The sequence below is a fragment of the Pseudomonas fluorescens genome, from assembly GCF_003732425.1.
Taxonomy (GTDB): domain Bacteria; phylum Pseudomonadota; class Gammaproteobacteria; order Pseudomonadales; family Pseudomonadaceae; genus Aquipseudomonas; species Aquipseudomonas fluorescens_BE.
The window spans coordinates 683000-695965 of the sequence record NZ_MOBX01000015.1; the positions used below are offsets into that span (position 1 = coordinate 683000).

The 12966-nt window shown below is 60.0% G+C and carries 11 protein-coding genes; 10 read left to right on the forward strand and 1 reads right to left on the reverse strand.

Features of this window, described 5'->3' with window-relative positions:
- The first annotated feature begins 60 nt into the window (after positions 1-60).
- The 10 genes from glpK to BK670_RS25135 all read left to right on the forward strand — a co-directional run bounded on the left by glpK (position 61) and on the right by BK670_RS25135 (position 11768).
- Positions 61-1563 carry a glycerol kinase GlpK gene (glpK, locus tag BK670_RS25090; protein WP_016986644.1) on the forward strand — a complete coding sequence of 501 codons (1503 nt, stop codon included), beginning with the start codon at positions 61-63 and terminating at the stop codon, positions 1561-1563.
- 95 nt (positions 1564-1658) lie between these two features.
- Complete coding sequence (locus tag BK670_RS25095; protein ID WP_007916700.1) at positions 1659-2414, forward strand: DeoR/GlpR family transcriptional regulator; 756 nt, start codon at positions 1659-1661, stop codon at positions 2412-2414.
- A 245-nt stretch (positions 2415-2659) separates the two neighbouring features.
- On the forward strand, positions 2660-4195 hold the full coding sequence (glpD, locus tag BK670_RS25100; protein ID WP_123453800.1) for a glycerol-3-phosphate dehydrogenase: 1536 nt from the start codon (positions 2660-2662) through the stop codon (positions 4193-4195).
- A 521-nt stretch (positions 4196-4716) separates the two neighbouring features.
- Positions 4717-5643 carry a glutamate/aspartate ABC transporter substrate-binding protein gene (locus BK670_RS25105; RefSeq protein ID WP_122606850.1) on the forward strand — a complete coding sequence of 309 codons (927 nt, stop codon included), beginning with the start codon at positions 4717-4719 and terminating at the stop codon, positions 5641-5643.
- A gap of 193 nt (positions 5644-5836) precedes the next feature.
- Complete coding sequence (locus BK670_RS25110; RefSeq protein ID WP_016986630.1) at positions 5837-6583, forward strand: amino acid ABC transporter permease; 747 nt, start codon at positions 5837-5839, stop codon at positions 6581-6583.
- Positions 6583-7254 (forward strand): amino acid ABC transporter permease, encoded by a 672-nt coding sequence (locus BK670_RS25115; protein WP_003227756.1) that lies wholly within the window; start codon positions 6583-6585, stop codon positions 7252-7254. The genes BK670_RS25110 and BK670_RS25115 overlap by 1 nt, the downstream gene beginning before the upstream one ends.
- A complete protein-coding gene (locus BK670_RS25120; protein WP_007963947.1) occupies positions 7251-7985 on the forward strand; it encodes an amino acid ABC transporter ATP-binding protein in 735 nt (244 codons plus the stop codon). Before BK670_RS25115 ends, BK670_RS25120 begins: the two co-directional genes overlap by 4 nt.
- Before the next feature lie 218 nt (positions 7986-8203).
- Positions 8204-10105 carry a two-component sensor histidine kinase AauS gene (aauS, locus tag BK670_RS25125; RefSeq protein ID WP_123453802.1) on the forward strand — a complete coding sequence of 634 codons (1902 nt, stop codon included), beginning with the start codon at positions 8204-8206 and terminating at the stop codon, positions 10103-10105.
- Between the two features lie 44 nt (positions 10106-10149).
- Positions 10150-11430 (forward strand): two-component response regulator AauR, encoded by a 1281-nt coding sequence (gene aauR, locus BK670_RS25130; protein ID WP_259697594.1) that lies wholly within the window; start codon positions 10150-10152, stop codon positions 11428-11430.
- 8 nt (positions 11431-11438) lie between these two features.
- Positions 11439-11768 (forward strand): GlpM family protein, encoded by a 330-nt coding sequence (locus tag BK670_RS25135; protein ID WP_185036830.1) that lies wholly within the window; start codon positions 11439-11441, stop codon positions 11766-11768.
- Between the two features lie 107 nt (positions 11769-11875).
- Here the strand turns inward: BK670_RS25135 and BK670_RS25145 are convergent, their stop codons facing one another.
- Positions 11876-12910, reverse strand: coding sequence for an alpha/beta fold hydrolase (locus BK670_RS25145; protein ID WP_123453809.1), 1035 nt, complete (start codon positions 12908-12910; stop codon positions 11876-11878).
- Positions 12911-12966: the final 56 nt, after the last annotated feature.

The window sequence follows — 12966 nt, forward strand, 5'->3', positions numbered from 1 at the left end:
CCTGCCCTATAGAGCCTGCGCCACGGCCCACTCTCCCTTATTTCGTCCAAGGCAATCGACATGACCGACATTCAGAATAAGAACTACATCATTGCCCTCGATCAGGGTACGACCAGCTCCCGCGCGATCATTTTCGACCGCGACGCGAACGTGGTCTGCACCGCGCAGCGCGAATTCGCTCAGCACTACCCACAAGCCGGTTGGGTTGAACATGACCCGATGGAAATCTTCGCCACCCAGAGCGCGGTGATGGTTGAAGCGCTGGCCCAGGCGGGCCTGCATCACGACCAGGTGGCAGCCATCGGCATCACCAACCAGCGTGAAACCACCGTGGTCTGGGACAAGACCACCGGCCGCCCGGTGTACAACGCCATCGTCTGGCAGTGCCGCCGCAGCACCGAGATCTGCCAGCAGCTCAAGCGCGACGGTCACGAAGACTACATCCGCGACAACACCGGCCTGGTCACCGACCCGTACTTCTCCGGCACCAAACTGAAGTGGATCCTCGACAACGTCGAAGGCAGCCGCGAACGTGCGCGCAACGGCGAACTGCTGTTCGGCACCGTCGATAGCTGGCTGATCTGGAAATTCACCGGCGGCAAGGTGCACGTCACCGACTACACCAACGCCTCGCGCACCATGCTCTTCAACATTCACTCGCTGGAGTGGGATTCGAAGATGCTGGAGATCCTCGACATCCCGCGCGAAATGCTCCCGGAAGTGAAAGCCTCTTCGGAAATCTACGGTCGCACCAAGAGCGGCATCGCCATCGGCGGTATCGCCGGCGACCAGCAAGCCGCACTGTTCGGGCAGATGTGCGTCGAGCCAGGCCAGGCGAAAAACACCTACGGCACCGGCTGCTTCCTGCTGATGAACACCGGCGACAAAGCGGTGAAATCCCAGCACGGCATGCTCACCACCATCGCTTGCGGCCCGCGTGGCGAAGTGGCTTATGCGCTGGAAGGCGCGGTGTTCAACGGCGGTTCGACCGTACAGTGGCTGCGCGATGAACTGAAGATCATCAACGACGCCCACGACACCGAATACTTTGCCAATAAAGTGAAGGACAGCAACGGTGTGTACCTGGTGCCGGCCTTCACCGGTCTGGGCGCTCCATACTGGGACCCGTATGCCCGTGGCGCGCTGTTCGGCCTGACCCGTGGCGTACGTGTGGATCACATCATCCGCGCCGCGCTGGAGTCGATCGCCTACCAGACCCGCGACGTCCTCGACGCCATGCAACAGGACTCCGGCGAACGCCTCAAAGCCCTGCGCGTGGATGGCGGTGCAGTGGCGAACAACTTCCTCATGCAGTTCCAGGCCGACATCCTCGGTACTCAGGTCGAGCGCCCGCAAATGCGCGAAACCACGGCACTCGGCGCCGCGTATCTGGCCGGTCTGGCGTGCGGTTTCTGGGGCAGCCTGGACGAACTGCGTGGCAAAGCGGTGATCGAGCGCGAGTTCGAACCAAGCCTGGACGAAGTCGAGAAAGAGAAACTGTACAAAGGCTGGAAAAAAGCCGTCAGCCGTACCCGCGATTGGGCGCGTGAGGACGCTGAATAAGCCAACCTGAGTACTCGTATCTGTATGTAACTGGTCGGGAGGAGATTCCTGCGGCATCATGGGCAAATTTTGCACGGCAGCCCAAAGGAAGCCCCATGAATCTGCCTCCCCGTCAGCAGCAAATCCTCGAGCTGGTCCGCGAACGCGGCTATGTGAGCATCGAGGAAATGGCCACGCTGTTCGTTGTAACCCCGCAAACCATCCGCCGCGATATCAATCAGCTCGCGGAAGCCAATCTGTTGCGTCGCTACCACGGCGGCGCGGCCTATGATTCCAGCGTCGAAAACACTGCCTATGCGATGCGCGCCGACCAGATGCGCGATGAAAAACAACGCATCGGTGAAGCCATTGCCGCGCAGATTCCCGATCACGCCTCGCTGTTCATCAACATCGGCACCACCACCGAATCGATTGCCCGCGCCCTGCTCAATCACAATCATCTGAAGATCATCACCAACAACCTGCACGTAGCATCGATGCTCAGCGCCAAGGATGATTTCGATGTGCTGCTGACCGGCGGTAACGTACGCCGTGACGGCGGCGTGGTCGGTCAGGCAAGCGTAGATTTCATCAATCAGTTCAAGGTGGATTTCGCGCTGGTGGGCATCAGCGGTATCGACGAAGACGGCAGCCTGCTCGACTTCGACTATCAGGAAGTGCGCGTCTCCCAGGCGATCATTGCCAATGCGCGGCAGGTGATTCTGGCGGCGGACTCAAGCAAGTTCGGACGTAATGCGATGATCCGCCTCGGCCCGATCAGCCTGATCGATTGCCTGGTGACCGATCAGCAGCCCGTGCCTGCGCTCGCGCAATTGTTGAGTCAGCACAAGATTCGCCTCGAAGTCGTCTAACTCCCGCAAGATCAAAAGATCGCAGCCTACGGCAGCTCCTACATGAGTTCACTTGACCTGTAGGAGCTGCCGCAGGCTGCGATCTTTTGCTTTTAATGTTCGAAAATTTTCTTTTAACCGCCCTTCGATGAGTTTTTTCAATCGAAGTCGACTGGCTGTGCGCGTGTTTATCGGCTACCATTTTCGCAAATGAACATTAATGTTCGATTTCCAAACAGAAAATCAAAAGAGCCCGAGGCCAGCCGATGTCCACATCTACCTTGCGTACGCCCCCTCTCTCCGAGATCTACGACATCGCCGTGATTGGCGGGGGGATCAATGGCGTGGGGATCGCAGCGGATGCCGCCGGTCGCGGTCTCTCGGTGTTCCTTTGCGAAAAGGACGACCTCGCCAGCCACACCTCGTCGGCCAGCAGCAAGCTGATCCACGGTGGCTTGCGCTATCTCGAACATTACGAATTCCGTCTGGTACGTGAAGCGCTGGCTGAACGCGAAGTGCTGCTGGCCAAGGCGCCGCACATCGTCAAACCGATGCGCTTCGTGTTGCCGCACCGTCCGCACTTGCGTCCGGCGTGGATGATCCGTGCGGGCCTGTTCCTCTATGACAATCTTGGCAAACGCGAAAAACTGCCTGGCTCGAAAAGCCTGAAGTTCGGCGCCGACAGCGCATTGAAAAGCGAAATCAAGAAAGGTTTCGAATACTCCGACTGCTGGGTCGACGATGCCCGCCTGGTTGTTCTGAACGCCATGGCCGCCCGCGAAAAAGGCGCCCATGTGCACACCCAGACCCGCTGCGTCAGCGCCCGTCGCACCAAAGGCCTGTGGCACCTGCATCTGGAACGTGCCGACGGCAGCCTGTTTTCGATTACCGCCAAAGCGCTGGTGAACGCCGCCGGCCCATGGGTCGCCAAGTTCATCCGTGACGATCTGAAAATGGAATCGCCGTATGGCATCCGTCTGATCCAGGGCAGCCACATCATCGTGCCAAAGCTGTACGAAGGCGATCACGCGCACATTCTGCAAAACGAAGATCAGCGCATCGTTTTCACCATTCCATACCTGAACCACTTCACCCTGATTGGCACCACCGACCGTGAGTACACCGGTGATCCGGCGAAAGTGGCAATCACCGACGCCGAAACCGACTACCTGTTGAAAGTGGTCAACGCGCACTTCAAGCAGCAGATCAGCCGTGACGACATCCAGCACAGCTATTCGGGCGTACGCCCACTGTGCAACGACGAATCCGACAATCCGTCGGCCGTGACCCGCGACTACACCCTGGCCTTGTCGGGAAACACTGAAGAGGCACCGCTGTTGTCGGTGTTCGGCGGCAAGCTGACCACCTACCGCAAACTCGCCGAGTCGGCGATGGCGCAACTGATGCCGTTCTTCACCCAGATGCGCCCGAGTTGGACAGCCACCGCTACCCTGCCCGGCGGTGAGGACATGACCACCCCGCAAGCCTTGTGCGCGCAGATCCGCGACAAGTTCGACTTCGTACCGACCGAGATCGCCCGCCGCTGGGCTACCACCTACGGCAGCCGGACCTGGCGCATGCTTGAAGGTGTAGATAGCCTCGCGGACATGGGCGAACACATCGGCGGCGGGCTCTACACCCGCGAAGTCGATTACCTGTGCAGCGAAGAGTGGGCAACCACGGCCCACGACATTCTGTGGCGACGTAGCAAGCTGGGCCTGTTCACCACTCCGGCAGAGCAGGAAAAGCTCGCTGCTTACTTGGGTAAGGTCGAGCAGAACCGCAAGATTGAAGCGGCGTGATGTGACCATCGCTTAAACAAAAGCCCCTGAATTGAGAGATTCAGGGGCTTTCTGTTTTGTGGGCTCTGCAAAATTTGATTGTGTCAGTTTGATCGTTTCCCCCTCACCCCAGCCCTCTCCCCCAAGGGGTAGAGGGGGAAGGGAGTCGATCGAGGTGCTCTGTAAATCCTGAGTTCGACTCGGTATTCCAAGTCGGCGTAACTTGCTCAAACAACGCGGTCGGTCCCCTCTCCCTCTGGGAGAGAGTTAGGGTGAGGGGCTTTTGATCGTTCGGTTTTCCGAACGCGACCTCCCGGTCGATTCGGTAAACCGGATCAGTTACGCCAAAACAAACCATCACAAAACTTTAATAACGTTATAAATCATCGAGTTAAGTACATCTCACTGGTCTGGCACGACTCATGCTCTACACTCTCTCGACGAATGCTTGTTGTGCCAACACTTCAGGAGCCGTCAGGCATTCGAAGCACAAAAGGGCCGACGAACTGGCTCCATAAAAAAAACAATTCGAGGAAAATTTGATGCGCATCGTTCCCCATATCCTGGGCGCAGCCATTGCGGCCGCTCTGATCAGCACGCCAGTTTTCGCCGCCGAACTCACCGGCACCCTGAAGAAGATCAACGACTCGGGCACCATCACGCTCGCGCACCGCGACAGTTCCATTCCGTTTTCCTACATCGCGGATGCGTCCGGCAAGCCAGTGGGCTACTCCCACGACATTCAAGTGGCCATCGTTGAGGCCCTGAAAAAAGACCTCAACAAGCCAGACCTGCAGGTCAAGTACAACCTGGTGACCTCGCAAACCCGTATCCCGCTGATCCAGAACGGCACCGCGGATATCGAGTGCGGTTCCACCACTAACAACGCCGAACGCGCTCAGCAAGTCGACTTCACCGTCAACATCTTCGAAATCGGCACCCGTCTGCTGGTCAAGAAAGACAAGGATGGCAAGCCGTCCTACGCTGACTTTGCCGACCTCAAAGGCAAAAACGTCGTGACCACCGCAGGCACCACGTCCGAGCGCATCATCAAAGCGATGAACGCCGACAAGCAGATGGGCATGAACATCATCTCCGCCAAAGACCACGGCGAATCCTTCAACATGCTGGAAAGCGGCCGCGCCGTTGCCTTCATGATGGACGACGCCCTGCTGGCCGGCGAAGAAGCCAAGGCGAAGAAGCCGGCCGACTGGATCATCACCGGTACTCCGCAGTCCTTCGAAGCCTATGCGTGCATGGTTCGTAAAGACGACCCGGCCTTCAAGAAAGCCGTCGATGCCGCCATTGTCGGCCTGTACAAGTCCGGCGAGATCAACAAGATCTACAGCAAGTGGTTCGAGAGCCCGATCCCGCCAAAAGGCCTGAACCTGAACTTCCCGATGAGCGACAAGGTAAAAGATCTGATCGCCAACCCGAGCGACAAGCCGGCGCCTGACGTAAAAATCTGATTCCTGACTAACCTTGTCTCCTGAGGGAGCGCCCCTCCCTCAGGCGTCTGTTACTACCTGCTGGCTTCACTGTGGAACACTCGACCTGGCGGTTTCCGAGCCGATCGCGTGTGCCTGACGTTCAACGTCAGGCGGGAAAGGATCTTCCCCAAGCGGGTGCTTGTACATCGATCGATCTCGAGGGGAGACCCTAATGAATTACAACTGGGACTGGGGCGTGTTCTTCAAGTCCACCGGCGTCGGCAGCGAGACTTATCTCGACTGGTACGTCACCGGCCTGGGCTGGACCATTGCCATCGCCATCGTGGCATGGATCATCGCCTTGCTGCTGGGCTCCATTCTGGGGGTCATGCGCACGGTGCCAAACCGCATCGTATCGGGCATCGCGACCTGCTACGTCGAGCTGTTCCGCAACGTGCCGCTGCTGGTGCAACTGTTCATCTGGTACTTCCTGGTACCCGACCTGCTGCCGCAAAACCTGCAGGACTGGTACAAACAGGACCTCAACCCGACCACCTCGGCCTACCTGAGCGTTGTCGTGTGCCTGGGCCTGTTCACCGCCGCCCGTGTCTGCGAGCAAGTGCGCACCGGCATCCAGGCGCTGCCACGCGGCCAGGAGTCCGCCGCCCGCGCCATGGGTTTCAAGCTGCCGCAGATCTACTGGAACGTGCTGCTGCCCCAGGCCTACCGGATCATCATTCCGCCGCTCACCTCGGAATTCCTCAACGTCTTCAAGAACTCCTCCGTGGCGTCCCTGATCGGCCTGATGGAACTGCTGGCGCAAACCAAACAGACCGCCGAATTCTCGGCCAACCTGTTTGAAGCCTTCACCCTGGCCACGCTGATCTACTTCACCCTGAACATGAGCCTGATGTTGCTGATGCGCATGGTCGAGAAGAAAGTCGCAGTGCCCGGCCTGATCTCCGTGGGGGGTAAATAATGGACTTCGATTTCAGCGGCATCATCCCCGCTATTCCGGGCCTGTGGAACGGCATGGTCATGACCTTGCAGTTGATGGTCATGGGCGTGGTCGGCGGTATCGTGCTGGGGACCATCCTCGCACTGATGCGCCTGTCGTCCAGCAAACTGCTGTCGCGGGTGGCCGGCGCTTATGTGAACTACTTCCGCTCGATCCCGCTGCTGCTGGTGATCACCTGGTTCTACCTAGCGGTGCCGTTCGTGCTGCGCTGGATCACCGGCGAAGACACCCCGATCGGCGCGTTCACCTCCTGCGTCGTGGCCTTCATGATGTTCGAAGCCGCGTACTTCTGCGAAATCGTCCGGGCCGGTGTGCAGTCGATCCCCAAAGGCCAGATGGCCGCCGCGCAAGCGATGGGCATGACCTATGGCCAGACCATGCGTCTGATCATCCTGCCCCAGGCGTTCCGCAAGATGACGCCGTTGCTGCTGCAACAGTCGATCATCCTGTTCCAGGACACCTCGCTGGTGTACACCGTGGGCCTGGTGGACTTCCTCAACTCCGCCCGCTCCAGCGGCGACATCATCGGTCGGTCCAACGAGTTCCTGATCTTCGCCGGTGTCGTCTACTTCATCATCAGCTTTTCCGCCTCGCTGCTGGTCAAGCGTCTGCAAAAAAGGTTCGCCGTATGATCTCTATCAAGAACATCAACAAGTGGTATGGGGACTTCCAGGTGCTGACTGATTGCAGCACCGAGGTCAAAAAAGGCGAAGTGATCGTGGTCTGCGGCCCATCGGGCTCGGGCAAATCGACCCTGATCAAGTGCGTCAACGCGCTGGAGCCGTTCCAGAAAGGCGACATCGTCGTCGACGGCACCTCGATTGCCGACTCGAAGACCAACCTGCCGAAACTGCGTTCGCGCGTCGGCATGGTGTTCCAGCATTTCGAACTGTTCCCGCACCTGACCATCACCGAGAACCTGACCATCGCGCAGATCAAGGTATTGGGCCGCAGCAAGGAAGAGGCGACCAAGAAAGGTCTGCAACTGCTTGAGCGCGTCGGCTTGTCCGCACACGCCCACAAGCATCCGGGCCAACTGTCCGGTGGTCAGCAACAGCGTGTGGCAATTGCCCGTGCGCTGGCGATGGACCCGATCGTCATGCTGTTCGACGAACCGACCTCGGCGCTCGACCCGGAGATGGTTAACGAAGTGCTCGACGTGATGGTGCAACTGGCCCACGAAGGCATGACCATGATGTGCGTGACTCACGAAATGGGTTTTGCACGCAAAGTGGCCGACCGGGTGATCTTCATGGACGCCGGCAAGATCATCGAAGACTGCCCGAAAGAGGAATTCTTCGGCGACATCAGCGCCCGCTCCGAACGCGCGCAGCACTTCCTCGAGAAAATCCTGCAGCACTAAAAGCAACAGCGATTTGCCCTTGTGGCGAGGGAGCTTGCTCCCGCTGGGTCGCGCAGCGGCTCTAAAACCTGCCAATGCAATCTTTCTGAAACACCGCATTGAATGGATTTACGACTGCTTCGCAGCCGAGCGGGAGCAAGCTCCCTCGCCACAGGTTCCAGGCTCGACCAAACCAGTGCGTCGTCCGCGGTAGCGCTGGTTGACCCAAGGCAACTGTGATGAAATGCGACCCCACTCTCTATCGCGCCGCGCCGCCATCACTTGCCGTGAAGCCTCGTCTGATTCGTCATCTGTTCCTGCCGCCGCTGGTCATCATCCTGATGATCGGGTTGGGTTACGCCGGCTTCTGGATCAGTGAGCATTTCGGTATTCGCAGCCTCAGCGAAAGCGGCCAGCGCCAGCTCGAACTGAACGCCCGCGCGGTTGAAAGCGAGATCAGCAAATACACCTACCTGCCCAGCCTGCTGGAACTCGAAAACAGTGTCTCGCAGCTGCTGGCCGATCCGACCCCGGAACACCGGCGAACGGTCAACGATTACCTCGAAGGCCTGAACCGGCGCAGTCGCAGTCGGGCCATCTACGTCATGGACACCACCGGCCGTGTCATGGCCACCAGCAACTGGCGCGATGTCGACAGTTATCTCGGTGAAGACCTGTCTTTCCGCGCCTATTTCCAGAAAGCCGTACGCGGCGAGCCGGGCCGTTTCTACGGCATCGGCAGCACCAACGGCGAACCCGGTTACTACCTCGCCCACGGCCTTGAAGAGCACGGCAAGATCATCGGCGTCGCCGTGGTCAAGGTGCGTCTGGAAGCCATGGAAGAACGCTGGCAACGGGCGCGTCTGGAAGCCTTTGTCAGCGACGAAAACGGCATCATCATTCTCTCCAGCGATCCGGCCCGGCGCCTCAAGTCAGTGATTCCGCTGAGCGACGAAGTCAAAGAAAAACTCGCCCGCAGCCTGCAGTACTACTGGTTCCCGCTCATCGAACTGCAACCGCTGGCCCGCGAGACGTTAGCCGAGGGCGTGGAAAAACTCACGTTCCCGGCCAATAGCGAAGTGAATGACGACGAAGATGACATCAGTTATCTGGCACAAACCCGGCCATTGAGTGACACACCGTGGAACTTCACCCTGCTCACACCGTTGCAGGACCTGCGTCGCGAAGCCATCAACCAAGGGATTCTGGTCGCCGTCGCGTTTGCGCTGGTCGCCTTTCTGCTGATCGCCTGGAACGAGCGGCGCAAGGTCATCGCCACCCGCCTCGCTGCCCGCGAAGCCTTGCAGGAAGCCAACAATCAACTGGAGCGTCGGATTACCGAACGCACCACCGACCTGCGCGCCAGCAACGAGCGCCTGAAGAGTCAGATCCGCGAACGCCGGCAGGCCGAAGAAACCCTGCGCCGCGCACAGGATGAACTGGTGCAGGCCGGCAAACTCGCGGCCATCGGCCAGATGTCCACGAGCATTGCCCACGAGCTGAACCAGCCGCTGGCAGCCATGCGCACGCTGTCGGGCAATACCATTCGTTTTCTTGAACGCGGTCAGCTCGACGTCGCCAGCACTAATCTCAAAACCATAAACGACCTCATCGACCGCATGGGCCGGATCACCGCCAGCCTGCGCTCGTTCGCCCGCCGCGGTGACGACAAGGGGCAGGCCAGTCTCGGCAAAGCGGTGGAGGCGGCGCTGCAATTGCTCGGTGCGCGGGTGGACAGCATGGCGCTGCAACTGCACCGCCAGTTCATCGATGTCCAGGTGCAGATCGACCAGACTCGCCTCGAACAGATTCTGGTCAACCTGATCGGCAACGCCCTCGACGCCATGCAGGCGCAACCGCAGCCCGAGCTGTGGCTGGAGGGCGAAGAATTCAACGGCAAATATCGCCTGCGCGTGCGCGACAACGGCCATGGTGTCGACGCCGAAGCGCGCAAGCATCTGTTCGAACCGTTCTTCACCACCAAACCCGGCGAACAAGGCCTGGGCCTGGGTTTGACCCTTTCCGCCAGTCTCGCGGCCGCTACCGGTGGGCATCTGGGTGTCGAACACCCGGCCAGCGGTGGCACCACCTTCGTCCTCAGTTTACCGTTGGTAAGCCCTACTCCTGCCGAGCCAATATGAACCACGACCTTAGTGTGCTGATCGTCGAAGACGACCCCCATGTGCTGCTCGGCTGCCAACAGGCGTTGACCCTGGAAGACATTCCCTGCGTCGGCGTCGGCAGTGCCGAGGAAGCGCTGGAGCGCGTCGGCGACAACTTTGCCGGCATCGTCATCAGCGACATTCGCCTGCCGGGCATCGATGGCCTGGAACTGCTGACCCGCCTCAAGCAACGCGATCGCAGCCTGCCGGTGGTGTTGATCACCGGTCACGGCGACATTTCCATGGCCGTCGGCGCGATGCAGAAAGGCGCCTACGACTTCATGGAAAAACCGTTCTCACCGGAGCGTCTGGTGGATGTCGCACGGCGGGCGCTGGAACAACGCAGCCTCGCTCGCGAAGTGTCATCGCTGCGCCGGCAACTGGCCGAACGCGATTCCCTTGAAGGGCGAATCATCGGTCGCTCACCGGCCATGCAGAACCTGCGCGAACTGATCGCCAACGTCGCCGACACCTCAGCCAACGTGCTGATCGAAGGCGAAACCGGCACCGGTAAAGAGCTGGTTGCACGCTGCCTGCACGATTTCAGCCGGCGGCAAGGTAAACAGTTCGTCGCGCTGAACTGTGGCGGCCTGCCGGAAAACCTGTTCGAAAGCGAGATCTTCGGGCACGAAGCCAACGCGTTTACCGGCGCCGGCAAACGTCGCATCGGCAAGATCGAACACGCCGACGGCGGCACGTTGTTCCTCGATGAAGTGGAGAGCATGCCGCTGCCGTTGCAGATCAAACTGCTGCGCGTGTTGCAGGAGCGCACCCTCGAACGCCTCGGTTCGAACCAGAGCGTGGCGGTGGATTGCCGGGTGATCGCGGCGACCAAATCCGACCTCGACGAGTCGAGCAAGGCCGGCGAATTCCGCAGCGACCTGTACTACCGCCTCAACGTGGTGACGCTGGAACTGCCGCCGTTGCGCGAACGCCGCGAAGACATCCTGCAACTGTTCGAACACTTCACCCAGCAGTCGGCCCTGCGCTTTGACCGCGCCCTGCCGGAGCTGGACAACCAGACGCTGTCGAGCCTGATGAGCCACGACTGGCCAGGTAACGTGCGCGAACTGCGCAACGTCGCCGAACGTTTTGCCCTCGGTTTGCCGGTATTCAAGAAGTCCGGCGCCGGTAACCCTGGTCAAGGCCTGGCATTTGCCGAAGCGGTGGAGGCTTTCGAGCGCAACCTGCTCAGCGACGCTTTGCACCGCAGCGGCGGTAACCTGACCCAGGCCAGCCAGGAACTGGGGATGGCCAAGACCACGCTGTTCGACAAAGTGAAAAAATACGGATTGAGCCACTGATGGATCTATTGCTGAAAGCTGCACTCGGCGCCGCCGTGGTCGTGATTCTGGCGGCGCTGGCCAAGACCAAAAACTATTACATCGCAGGCCTGGTCCCGCTGTTTCCAACGTTTGCGCTGATCGCGCATTACATCGTCGGCAAAGGGCGTTCGATTGATGACCTGAAGACCACCATTGTTTTCGGCATGTGGTCGATCATTCCGTACTTTGTATATCTGGCGACGTTATATGTGATGGTGGATCGGCTGCGGCTGGAGGCCTCACTGGCCGTGGCGGCAGTGGCCTGGTTGATGGCCGCCACCGTGTTGGTGACTGTTTGGGTGCGTCTGCACAGCTGACCGCAATCTCCTGCAGGGGCCAGGTATCAGGCAAAGACCTTGCGCCCGGGATGCGGCCATGATCTGCCGAACCGTCCCGACAAACGTCTCCACCGGCTGCCCGCCGGTTACAGCAGCTTGCCACCCACTGCCGGCTCAATCTGCGCCCAGTGCGAAGTGTCTTCACGGTGCGCCTGCAAATACGGCAACACCGCCGCCAGCAACGGCGCCTTGAACGCCTCCTGAAACCGATGGGCCAGCCCCGGAATCAGCTTCAACTGACTGCCGCGAATGTGCGCCGCCAGATGCACGCCATGCATCACCGGCAGCAACGGGTCGGCGGTGCCATGCACCACCAGCGTCGGCACGCGCAATTGATTGAGCAGCGCCACCCGGCTTGGCTCGGCAAGGATCGCCATGATTTGCCGCTTCACGCCTTCGGGGTTGAACGCGCGGTCATAGGATGCCGCCGCCTGTTGCAGCAACGCCTGACGATCATCGGTGACCGTCGGACTGCCCAGCGCCGCCAGCAAGTCAGCCTGCTGCTCCAGCGCGACTTGACGATTCGGCGCGCCACGGCGCGATAAAAGTTGCACCAGCGCCGCACTCGGCGCCGGCAACCCTTCGGCGCCGGAGGTGGTCATGATCAACGTCAGGCTCTCGATCCGCTGCGGTGCCATCGCCGCCATGTGCTGAGCGATCATCCCGCCCATGCTCGCGCCCAGCACATGGAATTGCTCGACGTGCAGTGCGTCCATCAAACCCAGGGCGTCGTCGGCCATATCGGTCAACGAATACGGCGCCGCCACCGGCAAACCCAGCTTGTAGCGCAGCACTTCAAAGGTCAGATTGGCTTCGAGCGGGGCCTGGCGCCAGGTCGACAGGCCGACGTCACGGTTGTCATAACGGATCACCCTAAAGCCCTGCTGACACAGCGCAATCACCACTTCATCCGGCCAGTGGATTAACTGCCCACCCAGCCCCATCACCAGCAACAGCGCCGGATCCGACGCCCGCCCGATGCTCTGATAGGCCAGGCTCACCTGTGCCAGATCGGCGCGCTCGGTCGGCACGTTGACATCGCAACGCGAGGCGGCAAACGACGGCGAACCGAACAAAAGCGCGGCCAACACGGCCGCGACTGATAAAAACAACTTGTGCATGAAAAAACACCGAAACGCAGAACCCCAGTAGAGCGCGAGTCTGATGAAGTTTGTAC

Coding starts and splice junctions, on each gene's coding strand:
- glpK (WP_016986644.1), top strand. CDS start 61: ATGACCGACATTCAGAATAAGAACTACATCATTGCCCTCGATCAGGGT.
- BK670_RS25110 (WP_016986630.1), top strand. CDS start 5,837: ATGAATTACAACTGGGACTGGGGCGTGTTCTTCAAGTCCACCGGCGTC.
- aauS (WP_123453802.1), top strand. CDS start 8,204: ATGAAATGCGACCCCACTCTCTATCGCGCCGCGCCGCCATCACTTGCC.
- BK670_RS25105 (WP_122606850.1), top strand. CDS start 4,717: ATGCGCATCGTTCCCCATATCCTGGGCGCAGCCATTGCGGCCGCTCTG.
- BK670_RS25095 (WP_007916700.1), top strand. CDS start 1,659: ATGAATCTGCCTCCCCGTCAGCAGCAAATCCTCGAGCTGGTCCGCGAA.
- glpD (WP_123453800.1), top strand. CDS start 2,660: ATGTCCACATCTACCTTGCGTACGCCCCCTCTCTCCGAGATCTACGAC.
- BK670_RS25115 (WP_003227756.1), top strand. CDS start 6,583: ATGGACTTCGATTTCAGCGGCATCATCCCCGCTATTCCGGGCCTGTGG.
- BK670_RS25120 (WP_007963947.1), top strand. CDS start 7,251: ATGATCTCTATCAAGAACATCAACAAGTGGTATGGGGACTTCCAGGTG.
- BK670_RS25145 (WP_123453809.1), bottom strand. CDS start 12,910: ATGCACAAGTTGTTTTTATCAGTCGCGGCCGTGTTGGCCGCGCTTTTG.